13 protein-coding genes and 1 tRNA gene are annotated in these 20,722 nt (G+C 35.6%); 3 read left to right on the forward strand and 11 right to left on the reverse strand.

Annotated elements, in window-relative coordinates; genetic code table 11:
• Nucleotides 1–14: 14 nt before the first annotated feature.
• The 8 genes from rsmD to AAGD99_RS05735 all read right to left on the reverse strand — a co-directional run bounded on the left by rsmD (nucleotide 15) and on the right by AAGD99_RS05735 (nucleotide 15,414).
• Nucleotides 15–563: a 16S rRNA (guanine(966)-N(2))-methyltransferase RsmD gene (gene rsmD, locus AAGD99_RS05700; protein WP_341822847.1), complete on the reverse strand. Its 549-nt coding sequence runs from the start codon at nucleotides 561–563 to the stop codon at nucleotides 15–17.
• A gap of 120 nt (nucleotides 564–683) precedes the next feature.
• Entirely contained in the window at nucleotides 684–1,316 is a 633-nt protein-coding gene (locus AAGD99_RS05705; protein ID WP_341822848.1) for a hypothetical protein, read from the reverse strand.
• Nucleotides 1,300–4,644 (reverse strand): type IV secretion system protein, encoded by a 3,345-nt coding sequence (locus AAGD99_RS05710; protein WP_341822849.1) that lies wholly within the window; start codon nucleotides 4,642–4,644, stop codon nucleotides 1,300–1,302. Before AAGD99_RS05710 ends, AAGD99_RS05705 begins: the two co-directional genes overlap by 17 nt.
• Nucleotides 4,645–4,734: 90 nt before the next feature.
• Nucleotides 4,735–7,728: a type IV secretion system protein gene (locus AAGD99_RS05715; protein ID WP_341822850.1), complete on the reverse strand. Its 2,994-nt coding sequence runs from the start codon at nucleotides 7,726–7,728 to the stop codon at nucleotides 4,735–4,737.
• On the reverse strand, nucleotides 7,725–10,151 hold the full coding sequence (locus AAGD99_RS05720) for a type IV secretion system protein (RefSeq protein WP_341822851.1): 2,427 nt from the start codon (nucleotides 10,149–10,151) through the stop codon (nucleotides 7,725–7,727). The genes AAGD99_RS05715 and AAGD99_RS05720 overlap by 4 nt, the downstream gene beginning before the upstream one ends.
• 33 nt (nucleotides 10,152–10,184) lie before the next feature.
• Nucleotides 10,185–12,710 (reverse strand): type IV secretion system protein, encoded by a 2,526-nt coding sequence (locus AAGD99_RS05725; protein ID WP_341822852.1) that lies wholly within the window; start codon nucleotides 12,708–12,710, stop codon nucleotides 10,185–10,187.
• Nucleotides 12,703–15,108: a VirB4 family type IV secretion/conjugal transfer ATPase gene (locus AAGD99_RS05730; RefSeq protein ID WP_264688467.1), complete on the reverse strand. Its 2,406-nt coding sequence runs from the start codon at nucleotides 15,106–15,108 to the stop codon at nucleotides 12,703–12,705. The genes AAGD99_RS05725 and AAGD99_RS05730 overlap by 8 nt, the downstream gene beginning before the upstream one ends.
• Nucleotides 15,109–15,117: 9 nt before the next feature.
• Nucleotides 15,118–15,414, reverse strand: coding sequence for a type IV secretion system protein VirB3 (locus AAGD99_RS05735; RefSeq protein ID WP_253307377.1), 297 nt, complete (start codon nucleotides 15,412–15,414; stop codon nucleotides 15,118–15,120).
• 116 nt (nucleotides 15,415–15,530) lie between these two features.
• Between AAGD99_RS05735 and AAGD99_RS05740 the strand changes: the two genes are divergently transcribed.
• The gene (locus AAGD99_RS05740) at nucleotides 15,531–17,066 is read left to right on the forward strand and encodes a lysine--tRNA ligase (RefSeq protein ID WP_253307378.1); all 1,536 of its coding nucleotides are present in this window, start codon (nucleotides 15,531–15,533) and stop codon (nucleotides 17,064–17,066) included.
• A 33-nt stretch (nucleotides 17,067–17,099) separates the two neighbouring features.
• Here AAGD99_RS05740 and AAGD99_RS05745 read toward each other — a convergent pair whose 3' ends face one another.
• Both AAGD99_RS05745 and AAGD99_RS05750 read right to left on the reverse strand, forming a co-directional pair.
• A complete protein-coding gene (locus AAGD99_RS05745; RefSeq protein ID WP_341822853.1) occupies nucleotides 17,100–17,696 on the reverse strand; it encodes an RDD family protein in 597 nt (198 codons plus the stop codon).
• 24 nt (nucleotides 17,697–17,720) lie between these two features.
• Nucleotides 17,721–17,803 (reverse strand) — tRNA-Leu (locus AAGD99_RS05750).
• A 107-nt stretch (nucleotides 17,804–17,910) separates the two neighbouring features.
• Here AAGD99_RS05750 and AAGD99_RS05755 point away from each other — a divergent pair.
• Entirely contained in the window at nucleotides 17,911–19,362 is a 1,452-nt protein-coding gene (locus tag AAGD99_RS05755) for a replicative DNA helicase (RefSeq protein WP_253309169.1), read from the forward strand.
• A gap of 166 nt (nucleotides 19,363–19,528) precedes the next feature.
• On the opposite strand, the gene AAGD99_RS05760 is transcribed toward AAGD99_RS05755, so the two are convergent.
• On the reverse strand, nucleotides 19,529–19,690 hold the full coding sequence (locus AAGD99_RS05760) for a hypothetical protein (RefSeq protein WP_341822854.1): 162 nt from the start codon (nucleotides 19,688–19,690) through the stop codon (nucleotides 19,529–19,531).
• A gap of 319 nt (nucleotides 19,691–20,009) precedes the next feature.
• Between AAGD99_RS05760 and AAGD99_RS05765 the strand changes: the two genes are divergently transcribed.
• A complete protein-coding gene (locus AAGD99_RS05765) occupies nucleotides 20,010–20,552 on the forward strand; it encodes a hypothetical protein (RefSeq protein WP_341822855.1) in 543 nt (180 codons plus the stop codon).
• The last annotated feature ends 170 nt before the right edge of the window (nucleotides 20,553–20,722 follow it).

Genomic DNA, 20,722 nt, shown 5'->3' on the forward strand with positions numbered 1-20,722 from the left:
GAGTATATGCAAGTTTAAGTTAATAGAGAAAGAAAAATTATTCTTGCTATACCGTAGGTACGTTCCAAGATTATACTGAAGTTTTTATTGCACTCAAAACCTTCGTTTTTCCTAATCTCTAGAATTATCAATGCATCATCACTTAACCAGCCTGAGTGAGCTATTCCATTCAACGTTGATTCAACTAGATTGCTATTGTAAGGTGGGTCTATAAAAACTACATCGCACTTTGAAATAGGTTGTGGCAATTTGTTAGCACTGCAACAAATTAGCGTGACATTGTTCGTAATTCCAAAATCTTCTGCTGTTTTTTTAGGCAGTTGCAAATTGTAATAATCTGAATCCACCATGAATGCATGTTTAGCGCCGCGAGAAAGTGCTTCAAATGAAAAAGAGCCACTTCCGCAGAATAAATCAAGTACATTCAAGTTATAAATAGGTTTTCTTGAGGAAAGTATACTAAATATTGCTTCTCGGACAACACTCATAGTTGGCCGTGCAGCTAAATGCTTACCTGTAGTTATTTTTCTTCCGCGATATTTGCCTGCAATGATGCGTAGCATACTAAATAAGCTCCAAAATAACTAATTATTTAATACTATATGATTAATGTCAATATGGCTTTAGCAGTTTAATAGAGAGAAGCTATCGAGTCGCTTGTAAGAAAAACACAAACACAAAACTCATCCGTTATTTTTTTCTGATCTGCCTACTGCATTAATTGCTTGACCAATCTCATCTTGTAAACCACCATAATCATTTCTTTCATCATGATTTATCCCTTCAATTCTGCTTTCTAACTCCAGCTTAATTATAGTATTAATTTTATCTATGTTATCGAGAAAGCTTTTACATTCTTCATCACTATACTCTTCGCCAGATGCTTTTTTTTCAACAAATAGGTTTTTAAATCCTACTAAATCGGAATTCTGATCGGTATTCAGTACAACATTTCTCTCTACGAAGCTAAGATCTGATAGTAATAAACTAACCTCTAATAGATCTTCACTTTTAATGTTTGCAAGATTATCAAGATTGTCTAAAATATTAAACACCTTAAGCCTTTCTTGTGCAATCTCTTTGTCTTCCTTATCAAATTCAGACAATAAACTATGATTATCTACAAATTTCTCACTCAAAGCTTTATTTAATTTAGTGAGGTCGATATTGTTGTCTAGTGTGTTGTCTAATAGTAGATCTACTCTTGCCCTACGCGCATTTAAAATGTCATCGTAGTCATTTAACTTTATATTACCATCACCGTCTTGCTGCAGACCATAATAATTTAATCCTTTAAAGTTATGATTCTTCGTCATTATCACCCCTGTTATCAGCCCTTTCATTATTCTCACGTTCTGTATCTTCTCCAAAAAGTAATGAGGTGTCGTAATTTTCGCCTTCTTGATCTCTTTCTTTTTTTCTTCTAGCTCTTTCAGCACGTTTTTCTATAGCTTCCGGAGTATTAGTGTATTTTTCTGTGCCTAACTCTCGTGCTAATTCATTTGATTGATCAGACTTATTTTCCTTTAGTGGTTGATCAAGCTTGTCTTTTTCTGGTTCTCTCTTACGTCCGATAGTGTAATCATGAAGTTTTTCTAAGAAATCTCGCCTATGCGATTTTGCTCTACAGAGCAGATTACCTTGGTAACCATCTTTTTCTCCTGTACGGTGGCTAACTCCTATAGAATCAAGGCCATGCTCCCAAGTAAACTTCATAGCATCTTCTATTGTATAGCCCAAATGTGACCCTACATATCCTTTATAATAATCTAAATATTTACCAATCCTTCTATGTGTAATATCTTCTTTATCAACTCCAAATGCCCTGTAAATTTTTTCCTCAAGCTTATCAATGTCATTTTCAGGCGATGTCACAAATTTTGTTGCTTCAATAGTAGCATTTACAAGTTTACGTGGCGCATCAATAGCATGTTTCAGTACACCTCCAACTCTTGGTATCCTACCCAGTAGATTAGCTGTACCTCCGGCTAATCTGTCTGGTAAATGAGTAGCCCAACTGCCTAAAGACTCTAGTTTTCCACCAGCAAAATTTTGCCACTGCTGTTTGAATTCTTCCATTATGCCAACCAAAGGCGATGCTTCATACATTCTAGATATATTGTAAACGCTGAATCCACCACCAGCTATACTTGAGCCCATCTGTTGTACGAACTCGCGTAAGGAGAACATTAAAAATGAAAGCAAGAATAGTACAAAGATCTCTCCTGCATTGATTAAATAACCTCTCTGTATGTCTTGCACCCTTTGGTAATCGCTATTATTTTGATAATCTTTATTTAAGTCAGAGAAATTTTCCAATTTACAGCTTTTATCACTTTTAATCACCTTTTCCACTAAAGACTTTATCTCTCTTTTAAGATCTGGTCTTATGGTACCTTTTCTGTAGTCATCCACTATTTTCCTATAATTTTTACATTTTTCTTCATCTTGCTGAGGTTGACAGTAAAGCTCTGTTATTTTACTATTCATACCACCTATCTTTTTGTCTATATTGTTGATTAGTAATATAATGTTAGCCCTCTCTGATGCATGAGATAAACTATTTGTTAAGCGTACTAGATCCTTTGCACTACAGTTATTATCCACTACTATATCACTTTCCGCAATATAGTGGTCTGCTGGATTATCTTTAGTTCCAGGAATTGGATTAAAGAAAGGATAATCTATATAACGAAACCCTTTTATATGTTCACCATTTTTATCTTTAGGGTAATCCGGTGGAAGCGGGATATATCCAGCGCCTCCAGTAAATTTTATTGTACCACCTTCTCTGCTTATCTTTTCTATACCTTCTATGTTCTTATCTACGTTCAGCGGAGAAGCTTCTCCAAGAGTGTAAGGTACGAAAATTTGCCCTGGGGTCCAACCAAAGTACTGCTTATCAACGATACAAAAACCGCCAAACACCCATTTTGGAGCACATAACCTTACCTCAAACCATTTATTGTAGCATACAGTAAAACCTAACTGCCTATAAAAGGTATTCATTATAATGGAAGCCAGTAATGACAAGAGAGCAAATATCATAATCGACTGTAAACAAAAGCTGATGCAGAATTTTATCCAACCTTCAAACAGACTTTTCAGCGGTGAAAATAAAATAGAGATCAGGAACAATGGCATGATAGCTATAAGAAAAGCTATACCCATAAAACCAGAGAGAAATATTATGTAAGCATATAAGCACAGCAAGAAATATAAAACTATCCCTATGAAAATTGCTGGTATCATAAGTAAGCTTGCCCACATTTGGTAATGTAAAAACGCTGCAAACTTTTTCCAAACAGAATAAGCAAAAAACTTATTGAACATGTCCTCCATGAACCTAAACAACTTAGCTTCATCTCCTTGAGCAATACTTCCGGTGTTCATGTTGGGAGCAAAATTAGTAATTATACTTATCAGTTGTTCAAGACCTTTAACGAATAGAACGAGAAAATGATCATAGAAAAATCTAAAACTTCCAGGAGATATAAGCACTATTACTAGAGTGATTTTCATCATTCTGATGAGCATATCATGCTTAGTTTCTCGTATCATGCCAAAAAGATAAAGAAGCGATGAAATCATTACAAATAGAACAAGCAAGGAAAGAACAAAATTGTGAAAACTTGAACCTTTTTTAACTATATTCTCAAACATAGTTTGCGCAGCCGCACACTCACTACCTTTACAATCTTTATTAGGTGAGATCAATAAAGTGTCTTTTAGATAATGATAAACTTCATTGAAAAATCCAAAGGTACCTAGTTTTTGTACTCCACCCAAAAACTCAAAAGAGTAGCCACCTACATTATCTAAGTAATATCTATCTAATATTTTTACATATATTTTCCATCCCTTTTCTAACTTTACCGGATTACAATTCCTGTCCTTTAATTTAGTGCTATCTCTGTCTAAAGTAAAAAGTCCATTGGCGCCCTCTGCTGTGAAGTTATAACCTAGATGTACAGTAGGATATTGAGGATCGCGCATTAACTTTAGATTTTCGTTAGGATCATCTTTCCCCGTTTGAAACAAAAGATAAGCACCATGACCATTGGTAAACCAGCATGGAGCACCACGTGATACTGTATTTGCGCTATCATCTTCATTAATGCACTTGCACTTTACAGTGCAACTTGCATCAGGCTTACTTGAAAATTTTTGTATGCTAGGTTTATAATCATTACAAACTAAGTGAAAGTCAGGTAGACTATTATCACCTGACTTGCCTTCAAATTTAGTTGCATATTTTAACTGCTCCAAGCTTTGTAAGGTATAACTGCCTTTTTTAGATTCCTTCTTGTTATTATTACTCCAAGATGTCCATGCACCATTAACTCGCACTATTAAGCTATCTCCATTGGTTTCTAATCCAGTATCTTTCCACTTCACCACTTGGTTATGGTGGAAACCATAATTAATTTCTCCAGTTTCAGGATCAATAACTTCTCCATCTTCTGGAATAAACGCATCGTGATCGTTTGTAAAATGAGCGCTTACTGCAATAGGTTCAGGACCAAAATAATCGGCAGATATGCACCTTGGGAAAGGCATATCGTTCTTACTACAACCTGTGATCAGCACATAAGCTGCAAGAAGTAATACCCTAAACCAACATTTGCCTAAGCGTGATTGCATATCTAAACTTTTTCCAAATATAGAAATAAATTTCTAAAACTTTACTTAAAATATCTTTTTAATTAGTTACTCCATAACATCATTCATATCTTACTTCTCTCCATTTCCTTCCTTGTTTTTAGCTTTATCACTAGGATCACTTCTTATTGTTTCATCAGGATTTTTTTGCTGACCTGATTGTTTTAGTGCTTCAGGTTTAGAGCTCCCCCTCTCCTTTTTATCAGGACCTTCTTGCTTACCTGATTGTTCTGGTATTTCAGATTTAGGGCTCATGGAATTATCCTTCACGTCAACTTCCGTCCGATCTTTACCCACTTGTTGCCTAATGTTCTGTATCATACCTTGGGTGTTATTATCAAGGCCAACAGCCGACAGTATAGCTTGTGATGCGCTACCGGCAACTTTGCTAACATTTTGAGCAGCTCCCCAACCAGAGCTGAATAGTGCTTGTGCCATAGTTTCTGATATAGTAACAAAAGCTTCCATTGCATTAGCAATAATTAAGTACATAAATGCTTGGATCAGATCTATGGGCAACGCTGCAAAGTGCCCATCAGCCCTTTCTCCGGTACTGAGTGCAACATCAACATTAGTGCCAGGACTGTATCCAAGAGGCAGTATTGATTTCATCAAGCACAGATCATACGATAAGAAATTTACGCTAATTAAACATTGATAGCATGCAGAAAAATTTGTGAGATTGTATAGAACTGAATACATCAACTGATTTAAAAGAGATAAAGATGAAAATAAAATAACTGGTTGTACTGCAACGTGAGCCAGCGTTTTTATCCAGTTATCAAACAAGGGTTTAGTCTGTTGAAATAAAATAAACACGATAAACAAAGGTGTTAATGACAGTAAAAACGCTACTAGAACAGTAGATATTACATATTTAAACGTAGCGCTAATAATGCATTTTAAAAACGCAAAAGTAGCGTAGAGTATTGCCAAAAATGCAATAAAGCCAAAAGGACCAGAGAGCATCAACGATAAAAACTTTAACCAAGTTTCTCCTGTGAATAATATTCCTGCTGTCAAGTCTAAGAATGCAAATTTCCCCCCCCCTTCCCCTATATAGCCAGAAAAGCTATCAACTAAATAAGTGCTACCATCTATAAAAAGTCTGGATAAAGTTGTACCAAAAAGTTCCCAGCTTCTATCGCTAAAGGCAAAAGCTATAAATGCTATCTTGAACATTCTTACAATGAAATCAAATTTACTTAGCTGTATTGTTCCAAGCATATAGCCAACGACAGTAAATATAACGTATAGAGTAAGCAAAGCTCTTACTCCTTGAAGAAGACCTCTTGCATATCCTTTGTATGAATCTTTAACGCTGTCCCCAATTACTTCTTTTTTCATAAAACCAAATATCTTGTTTATATTTGATGAAATAAAATCATTAATTTTTCTTTTGACAAATAAAGTTACTGTGTACTTATTATTTTCATAATATTTGCCATTTTTGTCCGTAATGTCATCTCTCTCTACGTTGCTTACATCAATACCAAAATATATCTTCTTAGATTCTTCATTCTGAAAGTGTTCTCCGCTTATTACATCTAATATGGTGTACTCATCTTTTCCGTCTACTCTTTCTCTTACCACTTTAAAATCATTAGTTCCTACACCATGCAAATCTTTAGGTGGGTTATCACCTAAATATACATATAATTTTTCGCCATTAATATATTCACATGATCTAGTCACTTTAACATGGTACCCACCCCTATTAGCTTCATAGTGACCATAATCTGCTATAGCAAGCATCACACTACTACCAAGTGTTACACTTCCTATTGGATAGTCATGATTTAACCTCAGAGAAAAATCTCCAAATTCATCTTTAATTTGTGAACACACATTATCCCCTTTTGCACCCCTTTCCTTTGGAAGACATTGAATACCTTTAGCAGCATCATGATTATCAAGATCACCAATTTTTGCAACAAGAGCCTCAGCCCATGAGATATCTTCTTCAGTGTTTGATGTAAAATCAACGTTAATCTGCATGGGACCCCCTTTATTTTCTTCTATCCTCTTAAGCTTATCTTCAACTCCTTTAAGGTGAGAATACATGTCACATTTATTTCCTTTATCATATTTGCTATACCTTATAGAAGAGACACAGTTCCGTTCTTTGTCTTTATATGTATAATTCCATATACCCTTCTCGGTATAGCACACGTTCTGATAGTAACAATTAAGCTCATAAGAGCTGTACTTTTTCACCTCGTTAGAATCGCAGTTTTTTCCATCACATAATTCGTTCAATCCTATTTTAGCGCGGCGTAAATCGAGTAGCGAGCCATATATCCATGGTTCGTTGTCTTGAATATAACCTTTATTAAAATGTACCTTATTATCATATGGGGTGTAACCATTGCCAACTAGCACTTTGCTTTCCTTTGCTTTTGTTTTATCAAGAGGTAAAAATTGTATTTCATTTTTTGTACCATCTTTACCATCACAAAAAAACTCTCCCCCCTGATGTACTTCACTCACTGTAGCTTTCTTATATACAGTTTCCTTACGGTCATTTTCTACAGCTTTATAACAATTATCATCAAAATTGATGCCTTTCCCTTCTGGATTATCATAATCAATTGTTATCTTCCTGGGAATTAAGCTGAAGCTTAACTTATCACCAGGATTTACTTTAATTCCAGTGTCCACATAACGTCTATTGCTGCCAAATTCTTTACCGCCGCACAATTCGTTTTCATTTACGCCTTTTTCATCAACGCCATAATTATTAGGCACATCGTTAATATTTGCAGCTTTACTATAATTTGGTTCTAAGCCATCAGCACAAAAGCTAGCTGGCACAAGTACTTTCCTTGGATTTTTACCTTCTTTAAGAGGGCAAAAATTTACTGATCCATCGAGGGTGAATTTGATTTCCTCACCCTCACTAATTACCTGACCAGAATCAACCCAATGAATTTTATCGGCTTTATGAACTGGAACATCCACATTAACGCTGGTGTTTCTGCTTTGCAACCCAGGTTCGACACAATCCATGTTACAACCAGTGATTGTAAGACACAGTATCAATAATAGTGATCTTTTACTTATCATTGCTGTCTTCCTGGTTGTGGTATCTGAGGCGTTGACCTTTGAGTCCCTTGTGGTATTTGAGGTCTTGACGCACCTGACTGTTGAAAAGTACCTCCTCCTCTTCTTTGAATGCTTTGTTCATCTAACCCTACTGTTCCCATTAAGCTTTGTTGATATTCTTTTCCAGGTTCGTTTTGCACATAAGCACCAAACAACGAGTCAGATATTGCCGAAGAAGCTTTAACTAAAGCTTTCATAGCGTGTCCCAAAATAACAAAAGCCATCATAGCGGTAATATTAGGTGTATATTTGGAAGCATAACCATAGAAGATACAAGGGTTAAAAATCTTTAGGTTAATACTAAGTATACACGTAGAGCAGACTTCAAAATCAAATACTGAATATATGATATAATCCATAACCTGACTTATCAGTGATATAAAAATTAAAAGCACTACTGGATGAATCGCAAATCTTGCTAAATTTTTAACCCAGTTGTGAAACATCTGCCTAGTATACGCAAATAAAAGACAAATAATAAAAATAGGTGCTAAAGAAAGCAATAACGCAACTATTGCTATAGATGTAATAAAAGAAAATAAGGCATTAAAAATAGATAAGCTCACTGTGATTAAACCCCAAATCACCAAGCAAAAAGATACAATGCCCAAAGGGCCAGAAAATATAAGAGATACTATCAACAATACTGAATGCGATGACAGAAATCTATTTAACGGCAAATCAAGAAACTCAAAAACATTTGAAGTAGTGCCTCTGAAATTTGCTATTTCTATTAACTGTTTTGGGGTGTTAATAAAAATAGAAAATGCATTGTTATAAAAAAAATTCCAACTGTTGTCCTGCAGCAGCTGGGTAATAACTCCTATCTTTACGCATATAATTAGAAACTCATATATAGAAATATGAGTTAATCCAAAAAAGTAGTAAAGGGTATATAAGATTATGTATAATACTAACAGCGATATTATCGTAGATCTAATGATGTTTGTTTTGCTTGATTTTAGAAAACTTTCGTAAAGATGCTTTACAGGACTAGTATCAGAGTGAATCGCGTTGGAGTCTTTATAGCTGGAACCAAAAAATGCAGTTTTTACTTTTTCGTCAAAAAAATTATAGATTGCACTAAAAGTTCTTGTAGGTGGCTCTTTAGTTGTTAGGTTAATGCTAAACTGACCTTCATTTTTGTAATCGCAGCCATGGTCTCTTATTCCGTAATATATGGTGCCTGTTTTGTCTTTTAACTTTTCTTTTAAGCCTTCCATGTACTCAGTATCATGAACTTGGCTAATATCCACAGATATATCTCCCTGAGTTTCGTCAGGCTCACGTTCAGGAAGTTTGTCAGAGACGCTTATATATAAGCTATTCTCCAGACTATGGTTTTTTGTTACCCTAATGTTGTAACCGCCCTTGCCACCACCATCACCTAACGCAAAAATCAACTCTGAGCCTATTGCATGGTTTTTACTTATCTGATGGTCATAACTAGTACATATACCACCATCTTGCGCATTTTTAAACTTTACACCATCCATATAAACACTTAAGTGTTGAACATCAGTTTCTATTTCTGCATTCTTTAAAATGTCACTAATAGCCTCACCAACAGATTCTTTACTAACAGACTTTAAAGCACTTTTAATGGATTTACCCAGATTGCTTTTTGTAGCATTCTGTGCAAGACTAGGCAAACAAAGCTTTTCTCCACGATTATCAAGAAAGCATGCATATTTACAGGTTAGGTCTAAGATATATGTATCTATCTTGCTTGCTTGATTACTTGAAAGCGAGCTGCAGTCTATATCTTTTCCTTGTTGTTTTATAGAATTGACAATATCTTCGATCTCCTTTCTTCTTTTATCTTGATCTGATCTTGAAAAATCTGGACTCTGATATTCTTTTCCATTTTGATGCAGCCAGTATTCATTGCTTCGTATGTACTTATTAGGACATATTCCATCCTGACATCCTTCTCGATTTAAAACATGTGCAAAATACTCCTCTTCTTTCTCGCTGCACTTTTCATCAATTTTCACGTACCTGATTTTTGTCTCACTCTCTTTATCTTTACACACTTTACTTCCAATAACACTAAAGCTTATCGTATCGTCTTTTTTAAGTGCAAATGGTAATGTAACGTCATTTCTCCCAGGCCTAATTGCAAAATCTGCATACTGCTTAGGACAAAAATTAACCTTACTAGGCACTATATTAATCTCTGTTACGCTTCTTATCCCATCTGAGATGTAAACACCAGAATCAACCCACTTCTGCTCTGTTGACACTATATCTAGTTTTTCACGCAAACCTGATAAATTTTCTGGCTTAATACAGTGATCCTCCCCGCATCCAGACAATAAAAAAAGTACCACAAAACTTATGCATAGCTTACCCAAGTTTTGGTTACTTAAACGTTTAAGCATCTGTTACTTACCTTAACTAGCATCACCGCCACCTTAGTTAATCTTTTCGCTGGAACCTTTACCACTATCTCCACCTCCTCCACCAGCACCACCTCTTGCCTTCTTGACAGCCGCAGCAGCAGCTTGACCAACACCTCCAGCAGCGGCTTTGGCAGCAGATAAAGCTTTGCCCACCATTTGTCCAGGTGTACTACCAGAACCGAGTAATGCTCTATGGTTACCAGCAAGTTCAGCAGCCATGTTAGGAAGAATGTTTAAAAAGTGGTAAAAGAGGAATAACACTAGACACAACTTTAATAACTCTCCGATGAGAGAGCTGCCAAACTCCATGTATGTAAAGTAGAATAGACCAAGTATGTTGCTCTTTTTAAAGCTATAATTTTGCATCATACATGCAAGAGTAGTTTCATTTTTATCACATTCACCATCCTTCAATTTGAACCACTGTTTTTTCTTACTATCTGAGGTTTCTGCTTGTTTCTTTTCATATAGCTTATCCGATTCAAATTTCAAATTTTTAAAATATATTTTATCACATGCTATGAACATAAAGGACAAAAACGCAAAAAGGATAACCGGGTATAAGCTATAGGTAATCAACTCTTTCACCCAGCCGTCAAAATATCCTTTGGTGTGTTGGAATAAAACCATAGGAATAAACAAAGGTGATAGAATAACAATTACACTTAAAGCAACTAGAGATAAAATAAATACATAGCACAGCCACAAAATAACCATCATCATCAGAACGGCCATAAATATACAGACAAGAGCTACTAAAATTTGTCCACCAGCGAAAATAATACCAATCACCGAACCTGCAACTAACAAGACAGGAGCAGCACCAAGCAAGACTGCTAACGTTGCAACACCTCCAGTACCAATTTTGCCACCGATTCCATCTAAAGGTGCTCCTAAATAAAATAAAATTCTGCAATCAAGCCTATCCCAAGGTGCAAGGTAGCTATAATTTCCTGTACTATATTTATAATCATTAGCTTCATAATTACATATTCCTTTACTTTCAGATGAAGCTTTCAATACTATTTCTGACAAACCATTTGAGAGACGAGTTAATTCTCCATAATAATGAGACATGGTACTGCCTGTTGTGAAGTAAATCACTAAAGCGAATTTAATAATCAACATGTACATCTCTTGTGGACTGCGAACTCCACCAGACATAGCTTTTATAGAGAACAGTATTAAAGCTAAAACCAAAACAGCAGTTACAGTGTTTTTCAACCTCTTTTGTGCTACAGATAAGAAACTGCCCTTGTTATGTCCATCTTTATCTTTAAGTGGGCTGCCACTTGAATCAATACCTGCAACTAAATTATCTAACGATTCCTTAATGCATTGCACTATCATAGAAGTCACGGGAATAGGAGCTAATGATTTACTCCCTGCCTGGTTATAGCAAGCTTTAGAGACATACGAGCTAAAACAGCGAGCATTATCATAACCTACAAAAACTTTTCCTTTTTCTTCCGTTTCCCTTATCAGAGTTTTGTAATCTTTCTTGGGATCAATTTCTATTGGCTTATCAGTATTAACACTGGCCTTATCCTTGAAAATCATCATAGATTTTTCACACATAGGAGCAAGTGGGTCAGGTGGCAATTCCGTGCACCCCATATCAACCCCTTGCGGCCAAGGAGTCATTTCGATACCAAGCATGCTTACACTTCCCAGCTCCACACACAACCTGCCCATTTTTCTTACTGCTTTAAATGTTGACCCATGTATGGTTTCGCTTTGCCCAGCTTTAAGAACTTTACATTTCAGCTCACCATCGACCGTCGGGGACCATGACCCATCTACATATCCAGTATCTTTTTCCCTTACATCAAAGTCTATGTATCCAGGTTTTTCTCTGGAATCAAAGTCTTTCTTGTTAAAAAGATTACCAAAAGTTAAAGGATTTCGATGACATATTTCTATATATTCACTGTATTGCACACCGTTTTTTGGCCAGTAATAACTTTCTGTACTCTCCTGAACATTAGAATTTAAGGCTTCTTTTTCTGCTCTTTTCCCGTCATAGTCTTTTTTGTTCACGTCTTCCCGAGCTTTATCTTGCAAACAAGAAAAATATTCATCTTCTGTTTGGTAATTTTTATTGGTGCAGCCACTATAACCTGTGTCTTCTTTAAAATTTTTGTATTTTCCATCATGACCACGTGCAACTGGGTGTTTAACAAAACTATGTTCACAAACAACAAGCCCCCCTATTGCTTTCCAGACTCCAACAATTGCAGCTATCATTCCAACAATAACAAGAGCGGTAAACAAACCAGCAGAAGAGACGATTAAGACAATGCCAGTAAATATTGCGCCAACAGCAATCGCTATTCCAGCAAGTGCTGCAGCTGTTTTAAACGCCCCACAATCAGGATTAGAGGCACGACTGAAGCTGCCAGTGGAATTAAATCTGCTAACAAATTCTGTCTTGTCAGTACCACTTACTCCATCTGCAAGCACTGGATATGAGAGTAAAAAGTCTATATTTAGTAAAAATATCGCAATTAATAGCAATGACAGCTTAGTCTTAAACATTTTTTACCTTCTGATAAAATATAGGCAACCATACTTTTGGGTTGTCCCCAACTTCATTTAATATATCGTGTAACAATAGAACGCTTTCTGCACGTCCAGATAATACGTTGATTATATCATCCAGGTCTTTTAAGTCTATTCTAGCTACTACAGCATTAACTCCTTGTTTCACCAAAAAGAATCTAGTACTCGGATCTGTGTGCTTAATTAATATATATTCACGTTCAGTTAACATAAAAACATCCCGATAGACACTAGTAGCTTTCAGATTTGGTAAAAAAATCTGTGTCGCTGTTTGTTGTACAAGCGTATCGCTAATAGCACTTTTACTTGCATCCTCAACACTCTGAGTAGCAAAAATCACAAAAGCATTTAGTTTTCTCAGTACCTTCAACCAGTCTTTTATCTTGGGTGCAAAAACTGGATTATCTATTAATGCCCATGCCTCATCAAGAACGATAATAGATGGAGTGCCATCAAGAGATATACTAATCCTATGAAATAAATAAATCAATACTGGTCCAAGGGCAACAGGATCTTTGAGCAAGCTAGCCATCTCAAAACCAAATACTCTTGCTCGTGAAAAATCTAGCAAATCTTCTTTATTGTCAAATATTGCAGCATGAGAACCATTATCATGCCACATAGATATTGCCCCAGCTAGAGTATCAGGACCTGCAAGTCCTAAAAACGGTACAAGGTTTCTCAAGAACCTGTCTTCTTTTCTTAATTTAAAATTTCCTTCAATTGCATCATTAATTCGTGCAATATCTTCTGAAGTAAATTTATCATTATATACCGAAATTAAAGACTTTATCCACTCCATTAAAAATGTTCTATTATCAGAGGTGTCATCAAGTTGCAAAGGATTAAAATTTGTTTTAGTTCTTGGTTCTATTACAGTATAGATACCACCAAGTGCTCTTAAGAAAATCTCTGCACCGCGATCTTTGTCAAAAAAGAATATCCTTGGAGAAAATTTTATCGCTTGAGCACATAAGAAATTCATTAAAACAGTTTTACCAGCACCAGTTGGGCCAATTATCATAGTGTGTCCAACATCCCTTATATGAAAGTTGAAAAAAAATGGAGTACCAGATGTCGTGTCGAAAACTGTAACGGCATCTCCCCAGTGGTTATTGAATTTATTACCAGTAGGATAATTATGTTGAGATGCAAATCCAGCCAAATTAAGACTACTTATTGTAGCTTTTCTCACTATATAATCGAAATTACCAGGAATTTGCGCCCAAAATGCTGGTTCAAGGTTAACTCTCTCACGGACAGGGTAAACACCGCAATTAGAAAGCTCTGATTCTACCAACGACAGAGCGTTATCCAATGATTTAGGACTTTTTTCTATACATAAAATAGTCAGGTGATGTTGACCAAATGCAATCTTACCACTCATTGCGTCATCAAGCGCTTGAGAAATTTCTGCTATTTGAGAAATAGCTTTATCTGCAGACTGTATCATTCGATTTTGCTGTATCTGCATTTTTCCAATCGCCATTTGCCTGTTTATAAATTGAAAAGATTGCGTAATTATAAACTCGTAAGGAAGTTGTAAAAACGAATCAAGCATTCCTGCAGAAGTATGATTTCCATATTCTTTGATACTAACTACTCCAGCATATTTACTCTCATTATGAGTCACAACCTGTATCATCTTACGGCCAAAGAATAACCTATGTACTGGTAAGTATCTTGATATTTCAGTTCTTAGCGGAAAAAGCGTATTTGTAACGAAGCCACAATTTACGATTCTAGATAGAAACTCCATTATTTCGCAGAACAAACCATCTGGAGTTTCTTTTACTCCAAGAATTTTAGGCGAATAATTTCTAAGGCTTGTCACTACACGATTTGTCGTTTCCTCTAAATCTTCATACGTGGCACGCATATCACTTTCCCAAGCATGTTTTGAAGTTACATGTCCGAATTTTTTTAGTAGATATGACAAAAATTCTACTCCTTTTGTGTCTGCTCTACGGATAATCGTAATGTATAGGTCATTAATAAATGATTGCCTTGTTGCGTGTTTTTCTCTCCATTTTAGATTTACGTGATTAGCGAAAAAATTCGGCAAACCTTGACTTGCAAATTCATCAGAAAAAATATTTTTTTTACGTCTGATAGTATGAAAATACAAACTAAATGCCGGAGATGAAATGCTTCTGAGCATCTGATTCCTGATATTATTTTGTATTACTAAATCCTCGTCATCGGCGGTTTCAAATGCAAAGCCACTTAATTTTATAACCTTAACCAACCAATTTTCTTTTGTCATCAAGGTTGTGCTATTCCAATAGCAAGAATAAGGAATAAATTCAGCAGCGTGAACTTCCCTGCTCAGAGTAGATTTACTCTTTGATTGAATAGCCCTAAACCTCAGCATCACACAACATTAAGCAATATCATAAGAATTGGCTCCATGATAAAAACGATTTAAACATTTCGAGCACTTTCCTAATTTTACCATAAATAATTCAATAAACAAAGGTTCTTTTGCAGAAGCTATATAGCCAAGTCCATGTATACCTGGTAACATTAAAAGAATCACTCTCAAATCATTTGAATTAATGAAAATTAGCAGGCAAATCAGGACGTTTAATATTGCAAACATATAACTCACACCAAAGAGCATTGCAGGTCTTGTAAGACCTTTAAATAATTGATCTGTTTGTATACTACCTGTGGACATATCTTTAACCTTCTAATAATAGCTCTAACACTAATACTATATCATTATATTAAAAATCCATTGAAACTAGTAGCACTTTAAGTTAAGATACATTGATTAATAATTTAACCCAGATAATGACAAGTTGGCCATTTCAAGAAGCAGAAAAAATATTGCAAGAGTTTCCTAATAAAAAAGAAATAATATTTGAAACTGGTTATGGACCCTCTGGTTTACCCCACATAGGAACCTTTGGAGAGGTTTTCCGCACTACAGTTGTTGTAAATGCATTAAAAAAAATAGCTCCTAGTATAAAAACCAAAATCATTGCAGTTTCAGATGATATGGATGGTTTGCGAAAAATACCAGATAATGTGCCAAATCAAGAGATGCTAAGGGAGCACTTAAATAAACCATTGACTATGATACCCGATCCATTTGGCACTCATGAGAGTTATGGTCATCACATGAATTCGTTGTTGTGTAAATTTCTTGATTTGTTTGAATTTGAATACGAATTTAGGAGTGCAACAGAGTGTTATAAATCTGGCGTTTACGATGAAAAACTTTTACTCCTGCTGAAAAATTATGATAAAGTGATGGACGTAATGCTTCCATCATTTCGGGAAGAAAGGCAGCAGACTTACAGTCCATTCTTGCCGATATGCCCAAAAACTTCCCAAGTTTTACAAGTTCCAGTAATTGAAACAAATACAGATAAAGGAACAATCACGTATGAAGACCCAAACGGGGAAAAAATAGAAGTTCCAGTGACAAAAGGAAAATGTAAACTGCAATGGAAACCTGATTGGGGAATGAGGTGGGCCGCATTTGGAGTAAATTATGAAGCTCACGGAAAAGATTTAACTCCATCTGCTGTGCTTTCAAGTCAAATATGTGAAATACTTGGAGAAAAGCCACCACTTCTGTTTTGCTACGAGCTTTTCCTTGATAAAGAAGGAAAGAAAATATCAAAATCAAGAGGAAATGGCATTTCGATTGAAGAGTGGCTAACTTACGCACCAACGGAGAGTTTATCACTGTATATTTTTCAGAGTCCTAAAAAAGCTAAACGTTTATATTTTGATGTGATACCAAAATCAACCGATGAGTATCTAGAGTTTGTAAGGTGCTATAATGAGAGTAAAGAAAAAGATATAAATAATCCTGCATGGCATATTCATCAAGGTGAAGTTCCCAGTATAGAAACTTCAGGTATAAATTTTACGCTACTTTTAAACCTAGCGGCGGCTTGTAACGCTGAAAACAAAGAGATTCTCTGGGGTTTTATATCCACTTATGCACCAAGCGTCACACCAGAAAATAATAAAATGCTCGATAGACTTTCAGACTTTGCAGTAAAGTATTACCACGATTTTATCAAACCAACAAAATCATATAAAACTCCAAATGCAAAAGAGAAAGAAGCGTTACTAGATTTGAAGGACACTTTACATTCTCTATCTACAACTGTTACTGCTGAAGAAATTCAATCTCAGGTATTTTCTATTGGAAAAAAATATGATTATACCAACTTACGTGACTGGTTTCAGCTATTATATGAAACGTTACTTGGCCAAAAAACCGGTCCAAGAATGGGATCTTTCATAAAGCTTTATGGAATAGATAATACGATTTCTCTCATAGAAAGCGCTACTAAATGTATACTTTAGAGTTTACCTTCTTTCATTTGAGCTCTTTAGTTTTTAGTTCTGTCTTCTAAGGCTTTTACTCGTGACAACCACTGTGCCTGCGATCTTGTCGTGCCAAGTTTGACAGCGTTTGTTGAAATTTGACCATAAAAAGCCCAAGAATAATGGTGCAGCTGACAATATAAAGGAAAAAAATCTCTTTGTTGCTTGTCTTAGGGTCATCTTTTCGAAAGTTTGTGCATCCACAACTCTAAGCCCAAGTAATAGTTTTCCAGGTGTAGCAGCAAACCTTACCCACATATATGTTACATAGCAAAAGAGCATAATGCATTGGACTATTTGATTTAGGATTTGTAATTTTATACGTCTACTCTGCGTTGTCTTTTCTTCTGCAGACAGTGGCGCTTGCATTTGGTATTTTGCAGCAATTTGACTTAATATTTTGCTATCCTCTGAGTTCATAAAGAGCTTATTTAAGGCTTGGCTGCAAAACTGCAAGAACAAAACGATAATAATCAAATCAAGCAATACTGATATATAGCGCCTAAGTCCTGTTACATAACATATCCCATTTTCATCTTTCTTTACCTTTTGAATAACATTTATAGAAGAAAAAATAGAAAATAAACGATTAAAAAATTTATGTAACATATATATACTTTCCAATATTTAACGTGCCCCTGGCCGGACTTGAACCAGCATGCTTTTGCAAGCAACAGATTTTGAGTCTGCCGTGTCTACCATTCCACCACAGGGGCATTAAGTTTTAATGCTATAGGCAACACGGAATTAGTCAAATTTTATATGTCTTTCAAATGAGGACTAAATATTCTACAATAATCAACAGTTACTCTCAAAACTTAAAATGAATGAATTAGCTAGTCTCCTCAGTTCAAGAAGTGTAGATAAGGAAATATGTAAATTACCGCATAATTTAGAAGCTGAACAGATGCTTATTGGTGCAATGATTCGTGATAATAGAATCTGTGATGCAGTTGAAGACACAATCACAGCAGAAAATTTCTATGATCCATTACATCAAAGTATTTTTACGCAGATATCCAAAACCAGGAAACACGGTATAGTTGCCAATGAACTAAGCCTCAAAATGTTTTTTGAGAACGACCAAGCGTTTACCGAGTGTGGTGGGGTAGAGTACTTAGCAAAGCTTGCAGCAAAGGCAAGTATTGCACTTGATATCTATAGTTTGACTAGAATAATCCGTGATACTTACTTAAGGAGATGTTTAATTAAGCTCGGGCAAGAAATAGTTGGTGATAGCTACAACTACGATATTGAAAATCCTGCACAGGCGCAAATTGAACAAGCAATGACAAAATTGTTCAACTTAGCAGTAAAAAAACAAGGTGAGAAAACATATATAAAACTTGCAAGTTCAATTAAAGACGTAGTTGAGAAGATCAGCACACTGAAAAATAATCCAGAAGCGCTGGGCGTTACAACCGGACTTCAAGATCTAAATCAGCTTCTTGGTGGCCTACAAAAATCTGATTTATTAATTTTAGCTGCAAGGCCTTCTATGGGTAAAACAGCACTGGCGCTAAACATCGCACTTAATGCTTGTAAGATGTTGCAAAAAAGAGCAGATAAACAACATTATGTAGCGTTTTTCTCACTTGAAATGTCAGCAGAACAATTAACCGCAAGGCTGATCACTATAGATTCAGGGATTAGTTATTATAAGGCATTAACCGGGAGAATTAGTGATTTTGAATTGCATGAATTTATCAATGCTAGTACAGAATTATCTGAACTGCCTTTCATCATAGATGACACCCCTGCGCTATCAATTAGTGCCCTTCGCACCAGAATACGCTTGCTGTATCAATTATATAATGTAGAAGTGGTATTCATTGATTATTTGCAGCTAATCAGAGGAACAACAAAAAGAAGTAATGAAAATAGAGTACAAGAAATCTCGGAAGTGACGCAGGGTTTGAAAGCAATTGCAAAAGAGCTGAATATTCCCGTTGTTGCACTATCTCAGCTCTCTCGTTCTGTTGAGCAGAGGGATGATAAAAAACCACAACTTTCTGATTTACGTGATTCAGGAAGCATAGAGCAAGACGCAGATATAGTAATGTTTCTCTATAGAGAAGAATACTACGAATTGAGAAAGCAACCAAGTGAAGGAAGCAATAAACATCGAGAGTGGCAAGAAAAAATGGAAAAAATTAGAAATATTGCAGAGCTTGTTATTGCAAAGCAGAGAAATGGGCCAATTGGCAGTGTGAAGCTATATTTTGACTCTAACAGAGGTTCGTTTAAAGATTACACGGAGAGGCATAGTGTGTAGCTTGGCAGCAATCTTCTTATTTCTAAATTTACTAGCTTATATCTTATCGTATCAAAATTAACTTGACTTTACTTCTTAATTGATGTTAAACTCATTTAACATAATACGTGAGGAATAATCATGATAAGTAAAAACAATGTACCCTATCTTGTAGCTGGTGCTCTGGCTACTCTAACTTTATTAGCATCTGGAGTGTTTGCTGCAGCTCCTTATATGGTTTCTTAGCTCCTGTTGCAGCATTAAGTGTTGGCCTGCCATTTATTATTGGTTGTGCTGTATTTTCTGTTGTAACTATTGCACTTTCGTATAAAGCAATTAGTAAGAACAAAACTATTTCTGAGAAAGATGTTTAACTGGCTGAGAAAGTAGAAGAAATATCTAAAAAAGATGCTCAACTAGCTAAAGAAGAAGATAAAGTACAGGCTCAAAAGCAAACAATTTCTGAGTTAGAAGCTAAGATACAAGCTCAAGAGCAAACAATTTCTGGGCAAAATGACCAACTGACTAAAAAAGAAGCGGAAGTAAAAGCTAAAGAGGAGGAAAATTCTAAGCAAAAAATTGAAATTAATAAAAAAAATGAGGAGATTAATAATCAAAAAAAAGAAATAGAAGAACTTAAACACAAGAAAACTTTTGTTCCGCAAGCAATGAAGGATATCCAAACAGCATCTGAAAAAGCATTTACATCTACAAAAGAAGCATTTATTAGTGGTCGTGTAACTCGTATTGTTAAAGATGGCTTAAAAGATGTTTATGGTGCTATGCCATCAACTGAGTCAGTAAAAGGAACACTTAGTGGTATTGGAAATAAATTAAAAAATGTTTGTGGTACATCGGTTGGGTATACAATGGGAACACTTGAGTTAGCAAAAAAGACACTTGGCAGTATTGGGGGTAGTACGAAAGAAGAAAAGAATGTGGCTACAGAAAATTTATCAGGTCTCAAAGTTGTTGCACTTCCGTATGTAGCAACTAATACAACCATCCAAAAAGATCCTGAGATTTCTAGCCCAGAAAATCAGCCAACTAAAGAAGAAAATGGTCAAAGTTGGGTTGCGTGGGGTAAGGCTAAGGTAGCTGGAATAGGAGTATGTGGTTGTGTTGCTTTATATTATGCTGCACCGTATATTTCTACAATGCTTGAAGGAGTTTCAGTATCATCTGTAGGAAGTGATACCAATTCTCAATAATAATGAGACAAATGAAAAAGAGTGCTTTCCGCCTATAACTGGAGGTTTAAGTGAATTTATCGTATATTCTATTTGTCTTCCCAATAACGAAGTTTGGTATGAGACGGGTTATACCAACGATACGTACTATCCTTACCAGATGTAATCTCATTCAGGAGAAATAGTTTTTA

Source organism: Wolbachia endosymbiont (group A) of Clivina fossor (genome assembly GCF_964026865.1).
Classification (GTDB): domain Bacteria; phylum Pseudomonadota; class Alphaproteobacteria; order Rickettsiales; family Anaplasmataceae; genus Wolbachia.